Genomic DNA, 23,125 nt, shown 5'->3' on the forward strand with positions numbered 1-23,125 from the left:
GCCCGTCCGACGTTTCAAACCTTAGCCGATCCCCGCTCCACGAAGCGAATCCCGGCCGCAATCCAGAAAAACACAACAACAATTCGCACCGAGCCGCGACAAGGCACGACCCAGCCCGAACAGAAGAAGTGGTGTTTCAGAGGATTGGCCGCCCCGGGACCGTCCGCGCCGATGCGTGTCCGGTGCTCCCTGCCGAGCGACTAGAGAACACTACCCCTGTCGGAGGCCGTGGGCAAATCCCAGTGCCCGATGATCCGGGTGCATGCCTCGCGGCCGACCTTGACGCACTCGCCGTTCGGGTGATCGTTGGACACGATCCAGTGGCGGGCGGCTTCGGGGGCCCGGCCGTTCTCGGTGTGGCGGCGCATGAGTCGGGTGTCCCGTACGTGGTCGGCGGCATCCACGTACCAGAGTTCGCTCAGCAGCATGCGGACCTCGGACCAGGGGGCGTCGGCGTTGGCGAGGTAGTTGCCCTCGGTCACGACCAGTCGGGTGTGCGGTCGGATCACGTGCCGAGCGGCGACCGGTTCGTCGAGTGTCCGGTCGAAGTCAGGGGCGTAGATGTCGCGGAAGCGCTCGGCGAGGACTCGGCGCAGTAGGGCTACGTACCCTCCGGCGTCGAAGGTGGGCGGGGATCCCTTGCGGTCGCGCAGGCCGAGGCGTTCGAGTTGGGCATTGGAGAGGTGGAAGCCGTCGAGCGGGAGGTAGGCCGCTGTCTCGGCGCCCTCCCGGCGGTTGATCTCGTCGACCAGGTAGCGGGCCAGTGTCGACTTTCCGGCGCCGGGCGGGCCGGCCAAGCCGAGGATGGTGCGGCCGACGGCGCGGGTGCGACCGTGCAGCAGGTGGAGGGCCGATGCGACCAGTTCCGCGCGGCCGTTGAGCGGAGACGGTCCGATGGGCGACTGTCCCGTGTCTTCGGACGCCACACGGCGGGGCTCCGCAGTATCTGGAACAGAGCTGATCAGAGCGGCGACGTCGGGTGGGGTACTGCTGCCGCTGTCGCCGTCCACGTGCATGGTCGCACCCTACTCATCACTCATCAGCGTTGGCGCTGGGAACCCGAGTCATCGGTGTTGTTGCTGAGCACCGGAGTCTCCAGTGTCAGCGTGCCCGCGTCGGCATCCAATCGGGCGGCGACGCCGAGCGGCACGGTGAGGCTGCTGGGGCCGTGGCCGAAGCCGAGTTCCCAGAGGACCGGTACGCCGAGCGGACCGAGCCGATCGAGCATGAGCTCGCGTACCTGGTCGAGCGGACCGCAGCCTTCCCAGGAACCGAGCGCGATGCCCGCCACGCCGTCCAGGGCACCGGAGCGGATCAGCTGGGTGAGGACGCGGTCCAGCCGGTACAGGTGTTCGTTGACGTCCTCCAGGAGAAGGATCGTTCCTGCGAAGGACGGGCGGGCGGTCGGGGCACCCCGGTCCGCAGCGAGGGTGGAGGCGCAGCCGCCGGCCGTGAGACCACGGGCCCGACCGGGCACCAGCGCTTCAACGGTGGGCGACGTGAGCCGCAGGGTGTCCGCGGGGTGGAAGAGGGTGCGGCGCAGGTGCTCCGCCGTCGGACCGTCGGCGATGAAGGCTGCGCCCGAGGCCATCGGCCCGTACAACGTCGGGATGCCGAGGCGCCATGAGATGGTCTCGTGCAGGACGGTGATGTCGCTGAAGCCCACCAGTGCCTTCGGAGGCGCACTGCGGAGCGCCTCCCAGTCGAGAAGGTCGACCATCCGCTGCACGCCGAATCCGCCTCTGGCGCAGATGACGGCGGCGATGGTGGGGTCGAGCCAGGCGCGCTGGAAGTCCGCGGCACGGGCGGCGTCCGTGCCGGCCAGGTGGCGGATGGTCGGATGGGTGTCCTGGAGGTGTTCGGCGGGCACGACCTCGAGGCCCCAGCTGCGAAGGATCTCGGTGCCGGCGGAGAGCCGGTCGGGTTCGAGCGGGCCGCTCGGAGCGACCAGTGCGACCCGGTCCCCGGGTACCAGGCGGCGCGGCCGTCGGTCCGGGGTGGGAGGCTGGAACCGAACCATGGGCGAGGTCCTCTCTCGGGGAGGCGGCGTATGGCGTTCAGCCACCAACCGTATGCCCGCTCGGACGGTTCCTGATCACCCGTCTGGTCCCGGTCTCTCGTCGGCAGAGCAACTCGTGGACAGACGAGGCCCGGTCATGTCGACGGCAGAGTCTTTCGTGGACGGAAACGGCCCAGCCGGGTCGTCCGCGGAGCATGTCGTCGACAGAGACAGTCCGGAACAGAAGCGCTCCCCTGCCGAGTCTTCCACTCTCGGACTGACCGGTCGTCGGACCTGCATGCCGACAGCCGCGCACCCGTACCGTCCGGCGCGGTGGTCCGGCCCGGCCGCCAGGCGACGGCCGAGCCGGAGCGAGCGCCGACATGAGAACCGGCGCGAGGACCGCTGTGCCGAGGCGGAGCCTTCAGCGCATGCCCATGACCTGCCGGACCTCGGCCAGCGTGGTGTCGGCGCAGGCGTTGGCTCGTTCGTTCCCGGCGCGGAGGACGGCACGCAGGTGGGCCCGGTCGGCCGCGAACTCGGCTCGGCGGGCGCGGATCGGGCGGAAGCACTCGTTGACCGCCTCGGTGACGCGCCGCTTCAGCGCGGCCGAGCCGCCGTCACCGATCTCCTCGGCGATCTTCTGCGGCTCGCCGCCCTCGCACAGGGCCGCGAGCAGGAGCAGGCTGGACACCTCGGGGCGCTGCTCGGGGTCGTAGCCGATCCGCCGTTCGGTGTCGGTCTTGGCGCCCCGGATCAGGCGCGCGGTGTGGTCCTCGTCCATCCCGAGGGCGATGGCGTTGCCCCGGCTCTTGCTCATCTTTCCGCCGTCGGTGCCCAGTAGCAGCGGGGCGTCGGAGAGCAGGGCCTCGGGTTCGGTGAAGACTGCGGCGCCGTACCGCTCGTTGAAGCGGCGGGCGATGGTCCGCGCGGTCTCCAGGTGCGGCAGCTGGTCCCGACCGACCGGGACCAGGTTCCCTTTGCAGGAGAGGATGTCTGCGGCCTGGTGCACGGGATAGGTGAGCATCAGTCCGCTGACCGAGTTCTGCCGGGAGTGCACGATCTCGTCCTTGACCGTGGGGTTCCGCTGGAGTTCCGCGACGCTGACCAGGCTGAGGAAGGGGAGCATCAGCTGGTTGAGGGCGGGCACGGCGCTGTGGGTGAAGATCGTGGCGCGTTCGGGGTCGATGCCTGCCGCCAGGTAGTCGAGGACGAGCTCCTCGGCGCGTTCGGCGGGTCGGTCGGCGGTGTCGCGGTCGGTGAGTACCTGGTAGTCGGGGATGACCACGAACAGTTCGACACCGAGCCGCTGCAGCCGCACCCGGTTCTGCAGGGTGCCGAAGTAGTGGCCGAGGTGGAGCGGTCCGGTGGGACGGTCCCCGGTGAGGATGCGGTAGCGGCTGGGGTCCTGCTGGACCTGGGCGGTGCTGGTCTGCACTGCTGGTTCTCCTTCGGGCGGGCCGACGGCGGGTTGCCGGTGGCTGGCGGTACGTCGGCACGACTGCGCCGCCTGCCGGCGGCGGTGTGCCGGTGGGGCACGTCCGTCGGTGCGGCCCGCGAGGGAGACAGAGCAACAGGGCCGCCCGTACGGACGGCCCTGTGGTCATGCATGAGTGGAAGCCGCCCTAGGACGGCCACCAGCTCAGGCACGGAAGATGCTTCATGGCTGCGAGGTTAGCGCTTCGCCGCCAGTGGCCGCCAAGGCCTTTCCGGGCTGCCGGTCGCCGGTCAGACTTCGAACGATCACTGCCGGGGTTCCTCGCGCGGGCATCGCTCCGGAAGAGCTCGGCAGCCATGACCTGACCGGCCGTCCGCCCGGTCGGTAACGGATTGTCAGTCTTCCGATTCCCCTTGGCTGGCCATGCGCTGGTACGGCAGGATCATCCGACCAGCTTTCGGAGGGCCCGTACTGATGACCTCGCTCGACCAGTCCGCATCCGACGACTCCCCGGACCGGTCCAGAACGCCAGACCGCGACGTAGCGGACGCCGAGGCCACCACGGCGGCCTGGCTCCTCGCCGGCCTGGCGAGCAGACTCCGCACGGCGTACGAGCAGGGCGCCGACATCCGGCTGCTTGCGGAGGCCTGCCGGCAACCCGAGTCGGAGGTGCGGCGACTACTGGAATTCGCCGGGGCCAGGACCGGCCTGCGGCCGGGCGGACTTCCGCTCACCCGAACGGCGGGTCGCGCCGCCGGTCCGACGGCGCCCTTCCCGGAGTGGCAGGAGTTCCGGCGGATCCGCCGGCCGACGCCCTCCCGCCGACTGAGCCGGCTGCACCCGCGCGGTGAGCCGGCGCCCGAACCCGAGCCGGCACCGGAACCCGCGCCGACGATGCCCGATCAGGAACCCGCAGGCGGATCGCGCCATCCGGCGGAAGATGCACCCGCATCGGCCGAAGCGCCGACGCACATGCAGCCGCACGATCACACGGCCGCCCCGCTGGGAGTCCTGATCGGCGCTTCCCCCGCTTACGCGGAACCGCCGAGCGCCCCGAGCTCCTCGGCTCCGCGCCGGGTACCGGTCGACCTGGTGCGGGTGAGCCGGGGCACCAGCCTGGTCGTACTGCCCTCCTGGCGCACCGCCATCGCGGTGTCGGTACCGACCGAACAACTGCTCGCGGAGACCGGGCTGGCCTTCGAGAACCTGACCGGCGCCCGGCTCACCGTGCTGATGAACCCGGACGCGCTGCACGACCGCGAGCTGGACCTGCGCGCCTGGCAGACGGAACGCGGGCCGGCGGCCACCGGGGGATGACGTCCGTCAGCACCCGGCGTTCGGCACGTACCCGAGGTGCACCGGGGCCGGCGGCTGCGCGGCGGCACCGGCCGCCGGCTGCGCCAGGCTCTCCCTGAGCGCCGAGAGCAGTGCGGGCAGTTGCGGTGGCCAGAGCGCCTCGGCCCGTTCGTCCGCCAGATCGGCCGGGCTCCACCAGCGCCAACCCAGGATCCGGTCCACCGCGTGCGCCGCGCTGACATCGCCCAGCGGGCCGCGCCGGGGTCCGCTGGTGAAGTAGATGTGCTCGTGCTGACGGACCGGGGTGCCGTGCCAGGTGAAGTCGTGTTCCCAGGTGCAGAGCAGCGGGCCGGGCGCGAGATCCGTCCAGCCCGTCTCCTCCCACAGTTCGCGACGCGCTCCCTCGGCCGGCGACTCGCCGGGTTCGATCCCGCCGCCCGGCATGGTCCAGTGCACGCCCACCTCGACGTTGTCGGATCTCAGTAGGAAGACCGCGCCGTCGGATGCCAGTACCGCGGTTCGCGCTGCTCGCCTCGGAGTTCGCATCGAATCACCCTCGCAGGGACCGCTGTCGTTGTCGAGCAGGATCAGCGCCCTGCCCTCGGCGGTTGGCGGGAAACCCGGGCTCCTCGGGCGGCACCGCGGTTCTACGCTGTGCCCATGCCCGCACCTCTGATCCTCCTGCCCTCCGATCCGTTGACACCGCGTCGACCGGACCCGCACTTCGTGTGGGAGGCCCAGCTCATCCGCGAGTTGGGTGGAGAGTACGCACTCATCGACCATGATGCGCTGGTCTCCGGGGACGCCGTCGCGGCGGTCCGCCGGGTGCCGGAGGGGCACGGACCGCTCTGGTACCGGGGCTGGATGGTGCCCGTACCGGCCTACACCGCGCTCGCCACCGCCCTCACGGCACGCGGCTGTTCGCTGCTGACCCCGCCTGCCGCGTACGCCGACGCCCACGAACTGCCTGGCTGGTACTCGGTCTTCGAGGGTGCGACACCGCCGAGCGCCTGGATTCCCGGCGGCGAACCGGACTTCTCGGCACTCGCGGACGCCGCACGGCGGATCGGCGGGCGGGGTCCGGCCGTCGTCAAGGACTACGTCAAGTCCCGTAAGCACGAGTGGCACGATGCCTGTTACGTACCGGAGCTGGCCGATCTGGACGCGCTGGGCCGGGTGGTGTCCCGGTTCGTGGAACTGCAGGGCGAGTTCCTGACCGGCGGCGTGGTGCTGCGCCGGTACGAGGAGTTCGTGCGGGACGCGGACGGGCGTGCCGTCGAGGCCCGGGTCTGGTGGGTCGACGGCGAACCGGTCCTGGTCGGCCCGCACCCCGACTGCCCCCAGGCCAGGGTTGACCCGGATCTCTCCGAAACCCAGCCGCTGGTGCGCGCGTTGGGCTGCCGCTTCATCACCACCGACCTGGCCCAGCGGGCGGACGGGCCCGGCTGGCGGGTGGTCGAGGTCGGCGACGGCCAAGTCAGCGGCCTGCCGCACGGGATCGACGCCGCCCCGCTGCTGAGCTCGCTCCTCGCCGCGTGAACAGTCGGGCGGGGTAACAGAGGTGAGCAGCGGGGGCGCGCCGGCGATGCCGTCAGCCTGCTGCGGGGATCGCCGCAGCAGGCTGCTCCCGGTCGAGCTCTCCGTCCGCGATGAAGGCGCGCCACAGCCCGGCGTACGCGCCGTCCCGGCGCAGCAGTTCCTCGTGCGTCCCGTCCTCGACCACCCGGCCGCGGTCCAGTACCACGATCCGGTCGGCGCGCTGAGCGGTTGTCAGGCGGTGGGCGATGACCAGGGTGGTCCGCCCGCCGGCCAGCCGGTCCGCCGCGTTGTTGACCGCCGCTTCGGTGGCCAGGTCGAGCGCGGCGGTGGCCTCGTCCAGCAGCAGGATGTCGGGGGCGACCAGTTCGGCGCGGGCGAGCGCGATCAGCTGGCGCTGCCCGGCGGATAGGTTCCGGCCCCGGGCGGTGACCTCGTGGTCGTAGCCGCCCGACAGTCCGATGATCATCTCGTGTGCGCCGACCGCCCGGGCGGCGGCCTCGACCTCCGCGTCGGTGGCGGTGGTCCGGCCGTACGCGATGGCCTGCCGCACCGTCCCGGCGAACAGGTACGCCTCCTGCGGGACGACGCCGAGCCGCTGCCGGTACTGGGTGAGGTCGTACCGGGTGATGTCGGTGCCGTCGATCCGGACGGTGCCACCGGTCGCGTCGTAGAACCGGGCGACCAGCTTGACCAGGGTGGACTTCCCGGCGCCGGTCTCACCGACCAGGGCGACGGTCTGCCCGGCCGGGATGTGCAGGTCGACGGCCGACAGGACGTCCGGGTTGCCGTCGCCGCCGCCGTTGTAGGCGAAGCCGACGTTCTCGAACCGGATCTCGCCGCGCAGCTCCGCCACCCGCACGGGATCGTCCGCGTCGGGCGTACTGGTCGGTGTCCGCAGCAGTTCGCGGATCCGGTCGAGGCCGACGGACGCCTGCTGGTATCCGTCGAAGATCTGCGAGAGCTGGTTGACCGGCGCGAAGAAGAGGTCGATGTACAGCAGGTACGCGACCAACGCGCCGATGGTCAGCGTCCCCGAGTCCACCCGTGAGGCGCCGGCGATCAGCACCAGGGCGGCCGCCGCGCTGGACAGGAACTGCACGAACGGGAAGTACAGCGAGATGTACAGCTGCGCCTTGACCCGGGCGTCGCGGTATTCGAGGCCGCGCGCCACGAACCGGGTGGCGTTGGTCTCCTGCCGGCGGAACGCCTGGACGATCCGCATGCCGGCCACGTTCTCCTGGAGGTCGGCGTTGACCGTACTGATCAGGTCCCGGGAGATCTGGTACTGGACGGTCGACTTGCGGCGGAACACCACGGTCGCGATCACCAGTAGCGGGAGCACCGTGAAGACGACCAGCGCCAGGCCGGCGTCGATGAACAGCAGCGCGACCAGGATCCCGAAGAAGGTCAGCACGCTGACCACGGCGGTGACCACACCGGTCTGCAGGAACGACGATATGGAGTCCACATCGGTGGTCATCCGCGTCATGATCCGGCCGGAGAGCTCGCGCTCGTAGTAGTCCAGGCCGAGCCGGTTGAGATGGGCGAAGATCTTGAGCCGCAGGGTGTAGAGAACGCGCTCCCCGGTCCGTCCGCTGACCCTGGTCTCCGTGCTCTGGACCAGCCAGTCGAGCAGCACGATCGTGAGGGCTGCCAGCGCGGCGGCTGCCACCCCGGACATCGCGGCCTTGCTGACACCGTCGTCGATACCGTGCCGGATCAGGACCGGGAGCGCGAGTCCGGCCGCGGTGTCCAGGGCGACCAGCAGGAGGGCGAGCGCCAACTGGCGGCGGAAGGGCTTCAGCAGGCGGACGAGGCTGAAGTCCGGGTCGCTCGCTTCGGCCTCGGAGACCGGGATGTCCGGGGTGTCCGTGGCCGGCGGGAGCGCGGCCACCTTGGTGAGCAGGTCCGCCCTGTCCTGGTCCGCCGGGGCGGACGGCCCGGACCGGCCGGCCCTGGGGCGCCCGGCCCCGATGTGCCGCCCGCCTCCCTCGGGGTGCTCGACGCCGTTGACCCGCTTGACTCCGTTGACCCGCTCGATCGCGCTGACCTGCTTGGCTCCGTTGACGCGCTCGGCCGGCCCACCGGAACGGATGGCGGTGGGCGCCGGGGTGCGGTGGCCGGACCCGGTGGGGGCCTCGGCGTCCGGATCGGTGATCAGCGCGCGGTACAGCGGACATCGCTGTTCGAGTTCCTCGTGGGTGCCGACGTCCATCAGGCGGCCGTGGTCGAGCACGGCGATCCGGTCGGCCAGGTGCAGGGTGGACCTGCGGTGGGCGATGAGGAGGGTGGTCCGGCCCGCCATCACCCCGCTGAGCGCCTCATGGATCTCCGCCTCGATCTGCGGGTCCACCGCGGAGGTGGCATCGTCCAGCAGCAGTACCCGCGGGTCGCTCAGGATGGCCCGGGCGAGGGCGATCCGCTGACGCTGACCGCCGGAGAGGGTGAGCCCCTGCTCGCCGACCTTGGTGTCGTAGCCCCCGGGCAGCTCGCGGATGAAGCCGTCGGCCCGGGCGGCCACGGCGGCCGCCTCGATCTGAGCATCGGTCGCGTCCGGCCGACCGTACGCGATGTTGGTCCGGACGCTCTCGGAGAACAGGAAGCTGTCCTCGGGGACGATCCCGACGGTGGCCCGCACCGAGTCGAGCGTGAGCTCGCGCAGATCGTGGCCGTACAGCCGGACGGCGCCTGCGGTCGGGTCGTAGAACCTCGGTACGAGCTGCGCGACGGTCGACTTGCCCGAGCCGGAGGCACCGACCAGTGCCAGCGTCTCACCCTCGGCGAGTTCCAGGCTCAGCTGCTTGAGCACGAGCTCGCCGTGCGGCGAGCCGTTCGGTCCGCTGTCCCGGGAGTCGCCCTGCGAGGTGGCTGGCGCGCCGTCCCGTGCGGCGTCCGGTGCATCCTCTTGCACGTCGTCCCGTACGGCACCGAAGCTGAAGTCCACCTGGTCGAACTGGAGCGCGGGGGCTCCCGGGACGGCGCGGACCACCGGCCGGTCCGACGCCTCGGGCCGGTCCGCACCGGGCAGGACTCCGGGCAGGACGAGGTCGGCCGCGTCCGTGTGCTCCCTCACCACGGGCTGCTGGTCCACCAACTGGAACACTCGCTCCACACCGGCACGGGCCTGCTGGCCGACGGTGATCAGCATGGTGAGCATCCGGACCGGACCGGTCATCTGCGCCAGGTAGGCGGAGAAGGCCACGAAGGTGCCCAGCGAGACCTGGCCCCGCACCGCGAGCCAGCCGCCGAGGGCGAGCACGGCGACCTGCCCGAGCGCGGGCACCGCCTGCATCGCCGGGGTGTAGCGGCTGGTGAGCCGGATCGAGCGGAGGCGAGCGCCGTACAGGCTGCGCGAGGCCTGCTCCAGCTTCCCGCGTTCCTGCGCCTCCTGGCCGAAGCCCTTGACCACCCGGACGCCGCCGACGGCCCCGTCCACGACGCCCGCGACGGCCGCCGCCTCCTGCTGCGCCGCCCAGGTGGCGGGGAAGAGCCGCTTGCGGCTGAACGTCGCGATCCACCAGAGGACCGGACCCATCACCAGTGCGACCAGGGTGAGCGGCGGGGAGAGCCAGAACATCACCAGGATCGACATGCCGAACATCAGGAAGTTGCCGGTCATCATCGGCAGCATCGACAGCAGGCCGTTGATCAACTGGAGGTCGGAGGTCGCCCGGCCCACCACCTGGCCGATGTCGAGCGAGTCCTGTCGGGTGCCGTCCAGCCTGCTGAGCGAGCGGAAGAGGTCCGCCCGCAGGTCGTGCTGGACGTCCACGGCGAGCTGGCCACCGCAGTAGCGGCGGACCTGGGTGCAGAGGAAGACGAGGACGGCAGCCAGCAGCAGCACGCCCGCCCACGGCGCGAGCGGACGGGTGTGGGCCGTGATGACGTCATCGATGATCAGCTTGGTGATCAGCGGTACGACGGCCGTGACGGCCATGCCCACCAGCGAGGCTCCGAAGGAGAGCAGCACGTTCCGTCGGTAGCGCCAGCAGTAGTGCGCGAGCCTGGTGAGCCAGCCGGGCTCGGCCGCTTGCCGCCGGGCCGGCTCGGGACGGGGGTGGTTGCCGCTCGCCGAACGGGTGGATGCCGAGCCTGTACCGGACAGGTCTCGGTCTGCCCTGCCACCTGGCGAAAGCTCCGCTGTGGATCCGTGAGTCTCAGGCATATTTAGGGATACTAACCATTCGGTCGAGCGGGAGTCCATCGGGTTTCCGACGGGAGCCCGACGGAAGCCCGACGGGCGTGCAGTGACTCGAACAGCGCGCGGCTCGAGCTGCTTCCCGCCTCCCACCAGACTGGACGAACCGACGGTCGCGCGACACCGGTCGGGCGGTCTCCACGGGGACCACCATTGGTCCTAGGCCTGCTGCAGGGCGGGCGCCGCACCGCGCACCCGGCCGGGTTGCCCGGATCCCGGCCGGTTCGCCGCGGACGGGGCGGCAGTCGGCCCGATCAGCCGATTACCCCGGCCGGCCCGGCCGACACCGCATCCGGAACCCGCCGATCAGTCGAGCGCATCCGGCGGCGGCCGGACCGATCGGCCGAATGTCCGGGTCAGTCGGTCACATCTGCCGCGCCTCCGGCCGCGGCCGCGAAGGCGCCCAGGGCCAGGCTGTGCAGCAGCGCCGCCATACCGTCCCGGCTCAGGCCGGACCGCTCCCCCTGCGCCAACTGCGGTCCTGCGCTGTGGGGGGTCGAGTTGAGCAGGCCGAAGACCGCGTGCACCGCCGCCCGGGCTGTCTGCTCGGCGCCGTCCTCGGCCAGCGCGGGGAACGCCTGGCGGACGACGTCCACCCAGAGCTCGACATAGCCCCGCTGGAGGCGCCGCACGCGCCGCCGGTCCTCCTCCTTCAGATGGAGCAGTTCCCGGTCGTGCAGGATGATCAGGTCCCGGTCGTCCAGCGCGAAGTCCACATGGCCGCCGATCAGGGCATCGAGCGCGCCGAGGGCGTCCGGCGCGTCACCCGCCCGCCGGCGGCCCTCCTCCAGCAACCGCTCGCTGATGCCGACCAGAAGGTCGGCGAGCATGGCGTCCTTGCCGGAGAAGTGCCGGTACAGGCCCGGGCCGCTGATGCCCACCGCCTTGCCGATCTCATCGACACCGACACCGAGGAACCCGCGCGCCGCGAAGAGGCGCGCGGCCTCCTTCCGGATCTGGTCGCGGCGTGAGAGCGCGGAGGGAACCTGGGCGTTCAGCATGCCGCCCATCGTAGACAGTCGAGTTATCGACGGTTAACCTGGCGACAGGAGTTAACGCTCATTAACAGGGCGGCGGACCCTCCTGTCCGCGTGCCCACCTGGCTCCGAGGGCAAGGGAGCTCTTGGGATGGTCTTCTCAACCGTCGGCCCGGCCGCAGCCCGATCCGCAGGCGCGACCCCGGGACTCTTCACCGGCGCAGGCACGGGTCCGTTCGAGCCGGTCGCCTCGCCCGCCGCCGCTGCTCCCGCCCCCCGGCTGGAGAGCTCGGTGGACACCGGCTCGGCGGCGTTCCGCACGAACACCGCCGCACACCAGGCCCTGGTGGCCGAACTGCGGGAGAAACTGGGGGCCGCCGCCCTCGGCGGCGGGGCCAAGGCCCGCGCCCGGCACACCTCCCGGGGCAAGCTGCTGCCGCGGGACCGGGTGGACACCCTGCTCGATCCGGGTTCCCCCTTCCTGGAACTGTGCCCGCTCGCGGCCGACGGGCTGTACGACGGTGCCGCGCCGGCGGCGGGCGTGATCGCCGGGATCGGGCGGGTGGCCGGTCGCGAGGTGGTGGTGGTCGCCAACGACGCCACCGTCAAGGGCGGCACCTACTACCCGATGACGGTCAAGAAGCACCTCCGGGCCCAGGAGGTCGCCCTGGAGAACCGGCTGCCGTGCATCTACCTGGTGGACTCCGGCGGGGCCTTCCTCCCGATGCAGGACGAGGTCTTCCCGGACCGCGACCACTTCGGGCGGATCTTCTACAACCAGGCGCGCCTCTCCGCCGCCGGGATCCCGCAGATCGCGGCGGTGCTCGGCTCGTGCACCGCGGGCGGCGCGTACGTCCCGGCGATGAGCGACCAGGCGGTGATCGTCCGCAACCAGGGCACCATCTTCCTGGGCGGGCCGCCGCTGGTGAAGGCCGCGACCGGCGAGGTCGTCACCGCCGAGGAGCTGGGCGGCGGCGAACTGCACTCCCGCACCTCGGGCGTCACCGACCACCTGGCCGAGGACGACGCCCACGCCCTCTCCATCGTCCGGACCATCGTGTCCGAACTCGGTGCCCGGCCCGCCAAGCCCTGGCCTCTGGCCCCGGCCGAGCCGCCGGCGCTGGACCCGACGAGCCTGTACGGCGCGGTGCCGGTCGACCCCCGTACCCCGTACGACGTCCGCGAGGTGATCGCCCGGATCGTGGACGGCAGCCGCTTCGCCGAGTTCAAGGCGGAGTACGGCGCCACCCTGGTCACCGGCTTCGCCCGGATCCACGGTCACCCGGTCGGGATCGTCGCCAACAACGGCGTGCTCTTCGCCGAGTCGGCCCTCAAGGGCGCCCACTTCATCGAGTTGTGCGACCAGCGCGGCATCCCCCTCCTCTTCCTGCAGAACATCACCGGTTTCATGGTCGGGCGGCAGTACGAGGCTGGCGGCATCGCCAAGCACGGCGCCAAGATGGTCACGGCCGTCGCCTGCACCCGGGTGCCGAAGCTGACCGTGGTGATCGGCGGCTCGTACGGTGCGGGCAACTACTCGATGTGCGGCCGGGCTTACTCACCTCGCTTCCTGTGGATGTGGCCCGGGGCGAAGATCTCGGTCATGGGCGGCGAACAGGCGGCCTCGGTACTGGCCACCGTGCGCCGCGACCAGTTGGAGGCACAGGGCGAGGACTGGCCCGCCGAGGCCGAGGAGGAGTTCAAGCGGCCCGTCCGGGAGCAGTACGAGCGGCAGGGCAACGCCTACTACTCGACGGCCCGCCTCTGGGACGACGGCGTGATCGACCCCATGGACACCCGTACCGTGCTCGGCCTCGCCCTCACCGCCTGCGCCAACGCCCCGCTCGCCGACCCCCGTCCATACGGTGTCTTCCGCATGTGACCTCCCCGTGACGCGACCTGCCCCGTGCGGCCTGCCGTATCCGAGCAGGCACGAACCAGCAGCCGCACTGTCAGCCGGCGGCCCGGCGACGACCGCCCAATCGTCCGCCGGGCCTGCCCCCGGTGCCGACGCCCGGCCCCATCCCACGGTTCCCCTCGACCCGGAGGAACGCCTCCCATGTTCGACACAGTTCTGGTCGCCAACCGAGGCGAGATCGCGGTACGGGTGATCCGTACCCTCCGGAAGCTCGGTGTCCGCTCGGTCGCCGTCTTCAGCGACGCCGACGCCGACGCGCCGCACGTCCGCGAGGCCGATGTCGCCGTCCGGCTCGGGCCGGCCGGGCACAGCGACAGTTCGGCCATCGAGACCTACCTGCGGACCGACCAGATCCTGGCCGCCGCCCGCCGCGCCGGTGCCCAGGCCGTCCACCCCGGGTACGGCTTCCTGGCCGAGAACCCGGCCTTCGCCCGAGCCTGCGCCGAGGCCGGTCTGGTCTTCGTCGGCCCGCCGCCCACCGCGGTGGAGCTGATGGGCGACAAGATCAACGCCAAGGAGGCCGTCCGCGCCGCCGGGGTGCCCGTCGTCCCCGGCAGCCAGGGCGGCAACCCGACCGACGCCGAACTCACCGCAGCCGCAGCGGAGATCGGCTACCCGGTACTGCTCAAGCCCTCGGCCGGCGGAGGCGGAAAGGGCATGCGCCTGGTCCGCGACCCGGACGACCTGCCCGCCGAACTGGCCGCCGCCCGACGGGTCGCCCGGACCGCCTTCGGCGACGATACCCTGCTGCTCGAACGCTGGGTGGACCGGCCGAGGCACATCGAGGTACAGGTCCTGGCCGACACCCACGGCCGAACCATTCACCTCGGTGAGCGCGAGTGCAGTCTGCAGCGCCGCCACCAGAAACTGATCGAAGAGGCACCCTCCGTTCTGCTGAACCCGGAAACCCGGGCGGCCATGGGAGCGGCCGCCGTCCGGGCCGCCGAGGCCTGCGGCTACACCGGCGCCGGCACCGTGGAATTCATCGTGCCGGGCGTGGACCCCGACGGGCCGGCCCCCGACGGCGTCCTCGACTTCTTCTTCATGGAGATGAACACCCGTCTCCAGGTGGAACACCCCGTCACCGAACTGGCCATCGCCATCGGCGCCGACGCCGGACAGCCCGAGCGACTCGACCTGGTGGAGTGGCAACTCCGCGTCGCCGCGGGCGAATCCCTGACCTTCGACCAGAACGACATCTCCTTCCTGGGCCACGCGATCGAGGCCCGCATCTGCGCCGAGGACCCAGACCGCGACTTCCTGCCCACCGGTGGGCGGATCCTGCTGCTGGACGAGCCGCACGGCCCCGGTATCCGCGTCGACTCCGGCATCGGCCCCGGCACCGAGGTCGGCAGCCGGTACGACCCCATGCTGGCCAAGGTCATCGCCTACGGCCCCGACCGCCCGACCGCGCTGCGCCGCCTCCGCGCCGCGCTCGCCGAGACCCGGATCCTCGGAGTGACCACCAACACGGGCTACCTGCGGCGGCTGCTCGGCCACCCCGATGTCGCAGCCGGAAGGCTCGACACCGGCCTGGTCGAACGGACCGCAGAGCAGCACCCCGAACTGCTCGCCTCCCCGTACGCCGCCCACCCGGCCGTCGGCGGACCGTCGGAGACGGCACACATCGACAGTTCCGCTGGTGCGCCCCCTTCCGCCACGGGCGGCGCTTCCGCCGCCCCCGTCGGCGCCTCCCCCGTCGAGACGCTCTACTACGCCGCCGCCATCAGCCGGCATCTGGACCTGGTGCCCGCCGTCGCCTCCGACGGCTGGACCGACCCGTTCTCCGTCCCCTCCGGCTGGCGCCTGGGTGGCGAGCCCGCCTGGACCACGCACCGGCTCCGGCTCCCGGGGCACGAGCCCGTCTCCGTTCTCGTCCGCCCAGTGGCCGACCGCAACGTATCGGACACCACTGACAAATCCCCGGACACCACCTCCGACCTGTACGTCCGCCTCGGTGAGGGCCCGACCAGGCGCGCCCGCGCGGCCAGGACCAACAACCGGCTGCACCTCACCGTGGACGGCTTGCAGAGCACCTTCACACACGCCACTGACACCGGCCCCGGCAACGTTGCCGGCCCGGTCACCTGGCTGGGCATCGACGGCGACGCCTGGCCGCTCCACCCCTACGACCCGGTCGCCGACCGGACCTCGGCGGCCGCCGCCCACCACGGCGCGCTCACCGCACCGATGCCGGGCACCGTGACGGTGGTCAAGGTCACCGTCGGTGAACAGGTCCGGCGCGGCCAGCCGCTGCTGGTCCTGGAGGCCATGAAGATGGAACACGTGATCGCCGCACCGCACGACGGCACGGTCAGCGAGCTGCGCGCCACCGCCGGAACCACGGTCGCCATGGAGGAGTTGCTGGCCGTGGTCGCGCCTTCCGACGAGGACTCCACCGAGGTGACACCATGACCTCCGCCCCGATTCCGGCCGCGACCGCGGCTGCGACGCCGTCCGAGGCCCGAGAGCCCGACACCGTCGACCTCGGCCTGCCGCAAGCCGTGAAGGACCCTTCGCTGCCCGCCGAGGTGCGCATCCACGAGGTCGGTCCGCGCGACGGGCTGCAGAACGAGAAGTCGCTCGTGCCGGTCGAGGTCAAGGCCGAGTTCATCGAGCGACTCGCCGCCGCAGGGCTGCGGACCGTCGAGGCGACCAGCTTCGTCCACCCCAAGTGGGTACCGCAGCTGGCCGACGCCGAGGAACTGATGCCCAGGCTGACCGGACTCGCGGAGCGCCACCCGGGCCTGCGGCTGCCGGTCCTGGTGCCGAACGAGCGCGGCCTCGACCGCGCCCTCGCCCACCACGCCACCGACATCGCGGTCTTCGCCAGCGCCACCGAGACCTTCGCGCGGCGCAACCTCAACCGGTCGGCCGACGAAGCCCTGGAGATGTTCCGGCCGGTCATCGGCCGGGCCGCCGAGGCGGGCGTCCCGACCCGGGGCTACCTCTCGATGTGCTTCGGCGACCCGTGGGAGGGACCGGTCCCGCAGTCGCAGGTGATCGACTTCGGTCTGCGCCTGCTCGATCTCGGCTGCACCGAGCTGAGCCTCGGCGACACCATCGGCGTGGCCACCCCCGGTCAGGTCACCGAACTGCTCGCCGGCTTCGCGCGGGCCGGGGTGCCCGTCGAGCGGATCGCCGTCCACTTCCACGACACGTACGGCCAGGCGCTGGCCAACACCCTGGCCGCGCTGCGCAGCGGGGTCACCGTCGTGGACGCCTCCGCCGGCGGTCTCGGGGGCTGCCCCTACGCCAAGAGCGCGACCGGCAACCTCGCCACCGAGGACCTGGTCTGGATGCTGCACGGGCTCGGCATCGAGACCGGAGTCGATCTGCGCGCCCTGGTCGCGGCCAGCGCCTGGATGGCGCGGCAGCTCGGCCGTCCGAGCCCGTCCCGTGCCGTCCAGGCCCTGTACCACCGACCGGCCTGACCGTTCCGGTCCGTCCCGGGCCACCGGCCCCTCCCGGGCTCCGGATCCCCCGGGGCTCCGCCCATGAACCACCGGCCGCTGCGGCCGCCACACAGTCGACACCGTCGGCCTTCCGAGCCGCGACCCAGGAGGATCACCATGCTCGACCACCGTCTGGACCACGAGTACGAGGAATTGCGGCGCACTGTCGCCGAGTTCGCGCAGGACGTGGTCGCCCCGAAGATCGGGGAGTACTACGAGCAGGGCGAGTTCCCGTACGAGATCGTCCGGGAGATGGGGCGGATGGGCCTGTTCGGCCTGCCGTTCCCCGAGGAGTACGGGGGCATGGGCGGTGACTACTTCGCGCTCTGCCTCGCGCTGGAGGAACTGGCCCGGGTGGACTCGTCGGTCGCCATCACCCTGGAGGCGGCGGTCTCGCTGGGCGCGATGCCGATCTACCGTTTCGGGACGGAGGAGCAGAAGCGCACCTGGCTGCCCCGGCTGACCTCGGGCGAGATGCTCGGCGCCTTCGGGCTGACCGAGCCCGAGGGCGGCTCGGACGCGGGCGCCACGCGGACCACCGCTCGTTTCGACGAGGCCACCGACGAATGGGTGATCAACGGTACGAAGTGCTTCATCACCAACTCCGGCACGGAGATCACCGGCCTGGTCACCGTGACCGCACTGACCGAACCGATCGCCCGTTCGAGTGAAGATGGCTCGGATCTCTCGCCACGACGCGAGATCTCCTCCATCATCGTCCCCACCGGAACCCCGGGGTTCACCGTCTCGAAGAAGTACTCCAAGGTCGGGTGGAACGCCTCCGACACCCGCGAACTGTCCTTCACCGAATGCCGAGTCCCCGCAGCCAACCTGCTGGGCGCGCGTGGCCGCGGCTACGCCCAGTTCCTGCGGATCCTCGACGAGGGCCGTATCGCCATCGCAGCCCTGGCCACCGGCCTGGCCCAGGGCTGCGTCGACCAGTCAGTCCTCTACGCCGGTACCCGCCGGGCCTTCGGCCGACCGATCGGCGCCAACCAGGCCATCCAGTTCAAGCTCGCCGACATGGAGATGCGCGCACACACCTCCCGCCTCGCCTGGCGGGACGCCGCCTCCCGGCTGCTGCACTCCGAACCCTTCAAGAAGGAGGCGGCGATCGCCAAGCTCTACTCCTCCGAAGCCGCCGTCGACAACGCACGGGAGGCCACGCAGATCCACGGCGGGTACGGCTTCATGAACGAGTTCCCGGTCGCACGGTTCTGGCGCGACTGCAAGATCCTTGAGATCGGCGAGGGCACCTCCGAGGTTCAGCGGATGCTGATCGCAAGGGAGTTGGGCGTCACGCCCTGAGACACTGCGTCACGTCCCGGGGTGCGGCGCACGCACTGAGGAGCCGTGCCACGTCCTGAGGCGCTGCGCCACGTCCCAAGGCACTGCGCTCCAGGACACCGGGCCCGGCCCGCTCCAGGACGCCGAGCTCGCTCAGGACACCAGGCTCGGGGCGCCGCACCCGGGGGCATCGGGTCCCGATCTGCCGCATCCGGATCCGGAGGTACTGCGCCCCGGGGCATTACATCCTGCGCCTCCAGGCTCTCCGGTAGCCCGCGATTTGGGGCTGCCGGAGAGCAAGGCCGACCCTTCGTCAGGGAATCACGATCACAGGCCGGTTGGCCCGCCTGGCCAGGCGGCCGGAGACCGAACCGAAGAGCTTGCCGAGCAGGCCGTGGGTGCTGCCGACCACGATCGCGTCCGCGGCGTACTCCCGGCCGACCTCCTCGATCTCGTGGCAGATGTCACCGCCGCGCTCGACCAGGATCCAGGGCACCCCGGCGAGGAAGTCGGCGCAGGCCAGTTCCAGGCCGAGGACCTCCGTGCGGTGGTCGGGGAGGTCCACGAAGACAGGGGGCTCACAGCCGGCCCAGACCGTGGCCGGCAGGCGGTTGGCGACGTGGACGATCACCAGCCCGCACTGCGAGCGGCGCGCCATCCCGACCGCATACGCCAACGCGCGCTCGCTGGAGAGCGAGCCGTCGAAACCCACCACGACACCGTGCTGGAAGGCCGGGTCGCAGGAGCGGACGGGCTGCTCCTGCGGGATCGGGCCGTCCTCCCCGTCGGCGCTACCCGCTCCGCGAGATCCACGCGGCCGGCCGACGGGCGCCCCGGCGCCATCCGTCATGGCGTCTCCCATCTGTTCTCCCCTGTGCTCACCCCTGCGCTGCCGGGGCTTCGGCCAGCCTCTGCGGACGACATCGCTGACGAAGGCCGCCCCGGGCAGCCAGTTGCCCGGTCCGGGCCGTGCGATGGACTCACGCGCCCCAGCGCGCTCGGCGGACTCGTCGGGCTCGGCGGGCCCAGCCGACGAGCCGTGCCCAGCAGTCTCGGCATGCCCCGTCTGCGCCCCACGGCCAGCAGGGCCCTCCTGGCCGGCGGACTGTCCACGCGCAACGGAAGCCGCGGGCACACCGGAAGACCCGGGCGCAGCGGACTGGCCTGAGGCGGTGACCCCACTCGATTCAGGGGGCCTTGGCCCAGTGGGCGCGGGGACGTTCGGAACCGCGTCCACCGGCCGCGCGGCAAGATCTGCGTCAGGAGATCTGGAGGACTCAAAACCGGCCATGGCTCAAGGCTCTTCGAGAAGGGTTGGCCAACAGGAAACGACGTGGTTATCGAGGCAACAGGCCCGCCCATGACACCTATTCGGTCTCCGCAGAGCAGCACCGATTGTGACCTGTTCCTTTCAGAGTACGACGGGTGTGAGGCCCGGCCCAGCAGCAGAGCGTTGAAACGGCGACGATCCCGCTAACGGGCGATGCGTGCACCGGGCATTTCGCGCCCCCGATCGGCAATCTCGCGCCTGCCGAGAAAGAGGTTCCCTGGAGCTTCGCCGAGGAGACGCGTCGACGCAACAGGACCACCACACAACGTGACCCGACTGTCATCGAGCACCTTCGCTCCGCCAATGGCTCCCGGGGCAGTTGGCCACCCGGGCGCCCATACCACCGCATACATCCCAGCTGTCCCATTGGCCCATGACGCTCCGATTCCAGCCAATTACGTTCGGTTCGGGACTACCTCTGGCAAGTGCCTGATGCATACCCCGGAGCACTGGCAGCATGCAGCGCATGCCCCTGCTCCTGTTCGACCTCGACAACACGCTGCTGCCCAGGGATGCCGCGTTCATGGCCTGGGCCCAGGACTTCCTCGACGAACACCGGCTACCCACCGGCGACCTGAGCTGGTTCGCCACCATTGACGGTGGCGGCTACGTGCCGCGCAGCACCGTCCTGGGCGCAGCCAAGCGCCGCTACGGACTCGACCACTCCCTCGACTTCCTCCTCGCGCACTACCGCCGAGGCATCAACTCCCACATCCACTGCCCCGCCTCGCACATCGAGGCCCTGAAGTCCGCCAGAGCGGCGGGCTGGACGCTCGGCATCGTCAGCAACGGCAACACCCGGCCGCAGTTGGAGAAGATCCACCGCACCGGGCTCGGCCCGCTGGTGGACGGCTGGGTGATCTCCGAGGAGGCCCGGTGCGTGAAGCCGGACCCGAAGATCTTCGAGATCGCCGCCAATCGCTGCGGCGTCCCGCCGACCCACGGCTGGACCTCCCGCACCTGGATGGTCGGCGACTACGGACCCGCCGACATCGCGGGTGCGGAAGTAACCGGGCTGCGCAGCGTCTGGCTGCACCACGGCCGCCCCTGGGCCGAGGGCGGCTACCGTCCCACCCTCAGCGCGGGGGGCCTGCCGGAGGCCGTCGGCCTGGTCCTGAGCGCGAGCAACGCCCCCTCCCCCAAGCCCCGCCAACGACCGGTCGGCCGGAGGAAGTTCGCCACACCAGCCTCAAGTCTGTCACCACGGGCAGCAGTTGCCGGGGAACGGCTCTCGCTCAGCGGCGACGGTTCGTCGGCGCGCCGGTACGCCACGTTCTCCCGGCTGGCCGAACCGGCCGACGGCACGACCGGCTGAGGCAGCACGGTCGGCCGAGGCGGGCTGGACCGGGCGGGCCGGCGAGCGGCGCGTCGACCGTGCGTGCCGGGCTCCGGCCGGACGGAGCACACCGCATCGGTGGGGTGCGGCGGCGGTGCCGACCTCGGGCGGGCTGCCCCACCAGCCCACCGGGGCTCGATGGAGGGTGACACAGCCCCGCCAAGGGCCTCCGCGGCCCCCTGGGGCTTGCGGGGACCCCCTGGAGCCCTCCAAAAGGCGGCCAGGGCCGCCAAGACGCCGCCCATCGCGCTCACAGCCGCGCACCGCGCTCACACAGGCCACCGAAGACCCCGCCAGCGCGTCATCGCCCGCGAGGCCAAACCCAATCGGGGGCACGGCGGCAGGGCGCTACGGCGGTACTTCCGAGTCGGCAATACAGCGGGTTCACCGAACATGGTGGCGGAGCGCACGCCCTTACCCGGGCGGGTCGCCGGGGCTCGCGAGATCGCAGCGCGGCGGGCCCGTCGACCGCTGTGAAGCGACCGCCCGTCACCTTTGTCCATCCGGGCAGCCGGCTGTCCCACCCAGCGTCAGAGATCCGGGAGCGTGCGCCACGTCGATCGAGCGGCCCCGGCGTCGCATCGACTCGGTGGCCCCGCCGGCACATCGGCTTCGCGGGTCACCAGTACCGTCGCGACCGAGCCGCAACTATCCAGAGCGCCATGCACCACCGCACCTCGCCACACACCACCGCACGGCCGGCACCCCCCGGACGGCGGCGGCGACCTGAGCCGTACGTCGGCACCGCCACGAGTCAGGAGTCCACCGTGTCGTCGTTGGCCTGTTCGAGCCTGCGTCGAGGCCCTGCGGCGAGTCCCACGAGGCGACCCTGACCACATGTCATGATGGCCCGTTCAGGCGCTTGATGGCAGGGAAGTGGGCCGCGCAACGGGCTCGCAGCAGCGCACGTTGAGAGGGCGCGCGCCCCCTTCTTGAACCGTCTGTTTTCAGTCAATCTCAGCCCACCCCCTACCCCTTGGGCAAAGCCGCAGTCCAGACCGTTCCGCGCTGCACAGCCCGCCCTGATCCCGAGTGGCGGGTCGTGCAACAACAAGCCACCGTTCCTCCTGCCCCCTTCCCAGAGGGGTCGCGGGATGCCACGCTTCGTGATCGAATGCATCACGCCAAATTGCCATGTCGACATAGCGTCGGATGGTGAACTTGTCACAACGCAACGGTCCACCCAGTAGATTCGATCTTGGCGAACAGTGCGGCACCACGGCACCACCACACCACACCACCGAGGGGGCTGGAGCGCCTTGAGCAGGGTGAGCAGGAGCGACGCGGGTCCTGACGGCGGCCAGTCGCCGACCGGTCGCACGAGCCGGGCCGCCGGAGGGGGCGTACCCGCGCAGCCGCCGATGCCGACTCCGGCGACCAGACTGCCTCGGCTACCGCAGGCCGGCCTGCCCACCGCCGTCCCCCGTTCCACCAACGTCGCCCAGTCCGCGAAGCCCTACTACGGCCCGCACGGCCCGCTCGCATCCCGCCCGGGCATCACGACCTCCGCCAACCCGCCTGCGGGACAGGCAGGTTACCCGGTCACCACCGCACCCCAGTACTCGACCACAGGTCCGCTGGCCGACCTGGCGTCGGAGGGCGGCGCGCCACTGGTTCCGGGATCCGGCGCCGGCCACTTCCCGGTCCAGCTCGCCGGTCATGCCGGCGGCCAGCACGGCCCGACCGTCGGCATCGCGACCGCCACCGGCGCGGCGTCGACGGCATCGATGGTCGCCACGGCTGCCGCAGCGGCCGCCGGTTCGGCAGGCGCCGTGGGCGCAGCCGGTTCCGCGGGCTCCTCCTCGACCGTACTGGCCTCCGCACCAAGGAAACTGTCGGGACGTCGGCGGCGCGAGACCGTCGCCGTGCTGATCTTCGGCGGCGCCCCCATCTTCGAGAGCTCCATCCCGCTCTCGGTCTTCGGGGTGGACCGTCAGGACGCGGGAGTGCCCCGGTACCGGCTGCTGGTCTGCGCCGGCGAGGACGGCCCGCTCGCCACTACCGGCGGCCTCACCCTCACCGCGCCGTACGGCCTGGAGGCGCTCGCCCGGGCCGGCACGATCGTCGTACCGGCCTGGCGCTCCATCTCCCAGCCGCCACCGGTCGAGGCCATCGCCGCCCTGCGCAAGGCGCACCACGAGGGCGCCCGGATCATCGGACTGTGCACGGGTGCGTTCGTCCTGGCAGCCGCGGGTCTGCTGGACGGCCGGCCGGCCACCACCCACTGGATGTACGCGCCGACGCTGGCCAAGCGCTACCCCGGGTCCACGTCGACCCGCGCGAACTCTTCGTCGACGACGGCGATGTGCTCACCTCGGCCGGCACGGCGGCAGGGATCGACCTCTGCCTGCA

Annotated in this window: 13 protein-coding genes and 2 pseudogenes; 8 read left to right on the top strand and 7 right to left on the bottom strand. The window is 71.5% G+C overall.

All coding sequences use genetic code 11. The features are described from left to right. Positions 1–200: 200 nt before the first annotated feature. The 3 genes from ACWDAK_RS36540 to trpS form a co-directional block, all read right to left on the bottom strand. Positions 201–926 carry a nucleoside/nucleotide kinase family protein gene (locus tag ACWDAK_RS36540; protein WP_427394277.1) on the bottom strand — a complete coding sequence of 242 codons (726 nt, stop codon included), beginning with the start codon at positions 924–926 and terminating at the stop codon, positions 201–203. A gap of 113 nt (positions 927–1,039) precedes the next feature. Beyond that, positions 1,040–2,020, bottom strand: a complete 981-nt coding sequence (locus tag ACWDAK_RS36545; RefSeq protein ID WP_427394278.1) for a S66 peptidase family protein — start codon at positions 2,018–2,020, stop codon at positions 1,040–1,042. Between the two features lie 403 nt (positions 2,021–2,423). Continuing rightward, positions 2,424–3,437 carry a tryptophan--tRNA ligase gene (trpS, locus tag ACWDAK_RS36550; protein ID WP_344636196.1) on the bottom strand — a complete coding sequence of 338 codons (1,014 nt, stop codon included), beginning with the start codon at positions 3,435–3,437 and terminating at the stop codon, positions 2,424–2,426. 474 nt (positions 3,438–3,911) lie between these two features. Here trpS and ACWDAK_RS36555 point away from each other — a divergent pair, with 474 nt between their 5' ends. Continuing rightward, positions 3,912–4,754, top strand: coding sequence for a hypothetical protein (locus ACWDAK_RS36555; protein WP_427394279.1), 843 nt, complete (start codon positions 3,912–3,914; stop codon positions 4,752–4,754). 6 nt (positions 4,755–4,760) lie between these two features. Here ACWDAK_RS36555 and ACWDAK_RS36560 read toward each other — a convergent pair whose 3' ends face one another. Next, complete coding sequence (locus tag ACWDAK_RS36560; RefSeq protein ID WP_344636198.1) at positions 4,761–5,279, bottom strand: NUDIX hydrolase; 519 nt, start codon at positions 5,277–5,279, stop codon at positions 4,761–4,763. A 114-nt stretch (positions 5,280–5,393) separates the two neighbouring features. On the opposite strand from ACWDAK_RS36560, the gene ACWDAK_RS36565 reads away from it, so the two are divergent. Then, on the top strand, positions 5,394–6,272 hold the full coding sequence (locus ACWDAK_RS36565) for an ATP-grasp domain-containing protein (protein ID WP_344636199.1): 879 nt from the start codon (positions 5,394–5,396) through the stop codon (positions 6,270–6,272). Between the two features lie 52 nt (positions 6,273–6,324). On the opposite strand, the gene ACWDAK_RS36570 is transcribed toward ACWDAK_RS36565, so the two are convergent. After that, positions 6,325–10,242, bottom strand: coding sequence for an ABC transporter ATP-binding protein (locus tag ACWDAK_RS36570; protein ID WP_427394280.1), 3,918 nt, complete (start codon positions 10,240–10,242; stop codon positions 6,325–6,327). A 584-nt stretch (positions 10,243–10,826) separates the two neighbouring features. After that, positions 10,827–11,471 carry an SACE_7040 family transcriptional regulator gene (locus tag ACWDAK_RS36575; protein WP_427394281.1) on the bottom strand — a complete coding sequence of 215 codons (645 nt, stop codon included), beginning with the start codon at positions 11,469–11,471 and terminating at the stop codon, positions 10,827–10,829. A 127-nt stretch (positions 11,472–11,598) separates the two neighbouring features. Between ACWDAK_RS36575 and ACWDAK_RS36580 the strand changes: the two genes are divergently transcribed. The 4 genes from ACWDAK_RS36580 to ACWDAK_RS36595 all read left to right on the top strand — a co-directional run bounded on the left by ACWDAK_RS36580 (position 11,599) and on the right by ACWDAK_RS36595 (position 18,128). Then, positions 11,599–13,329 (top strand): carboxyl transferase domain-containing protein, encoded by a 1,731-nt coding sequence (locus ACWDAK_RS36580; protein WP_427394282.1) that lies wholly within the window; start codon positions 11,599–11,601, stop codon positions 13,327–13,329. Between the two features lie 177 nt (positions 13,330–13,506). Continuing rightward, on the top strand, positions 13,507–15,780 hold the full coding sequence (locus ACWDAK_RS36585; RefSeq protein ID WP_427394283.1) for an acetyl/propionyl/methylcrotonyl-CoA carboxylase subunit alpha: 2,274 nt from the start codon (positions 13,507–13,509) through the stop codon (positions 15,778–15,780). Further along, positions 15,777–16,799, top strand: a complete 1,023-nt coding sequence (locus ACWDAK_RS36590) for a hydroxymethylglutaryl-CoA lyase (RefSeq protein WP_427394284.1) — start codon at positions 15,777–15,779, stop codon at positions 16,797–16,799. The genes ACWDAK_RS36585 and ACWDAK_RS36590 overlap by 4 nt, the downstream gene beginning before the upstream one ends. Before the next feature lie 138 nt (positions 16,800–16,937). Then, positions 16,938–18,128, top strand: a complete 1,191-nt coding sequence (locus ACWDAK_RS36595; RefSeq protein ID WP_427394285.1) for an acyl-CoA dehydrogenase family protein — start codon at positions 16,938–16,940, stop codon at positions 18,126–18,128. A gap of 292 nt (positions 18,129–18,420) precedes the next feature. Here ACWDAK_RS36595 and ACWDAK_RS36600 read toward each other — a convergent pair. Beyond that, positions 18,421–18,861: pseudogene (locus ACWDAK_RS36600) on the bottom strand (universal stress protein); the annotation flags it as partial. Positions 18,862–19,903: 1,042 nt separating this feature from the next. Between ACWDAK_RS36600 and ACWDAK_RS36605 the strand changes: the two are divergent. Both ACWDAK_RS36605 and ACWDAK_RS36610 read left to right on the top strand, forming a co-directional pair. Then, positions 19,904–20,752 (top strand): HAD family hydrolase, encoded by an 849-nt coding sequence (locus ACWDAK_RS36605; protein ID WP_344636205.1) that lies wholly within the window; start codon positions 19,904–19,906, stop codon positions 20,750–20,752. Between the two features lie 1,832 nt (positions 20,753–22,584). Continuing rightward, a pseudogene (locus tag ACWDAK_RS36610) lies at positions 22,585–23,125 on the top strand (DJ-1/PfpI family protein); the annotation flags it as partial.

The sequence above is a fragment of the Kitasatospora sp. NPDC001175 genome, assembly GCF_053598215.1.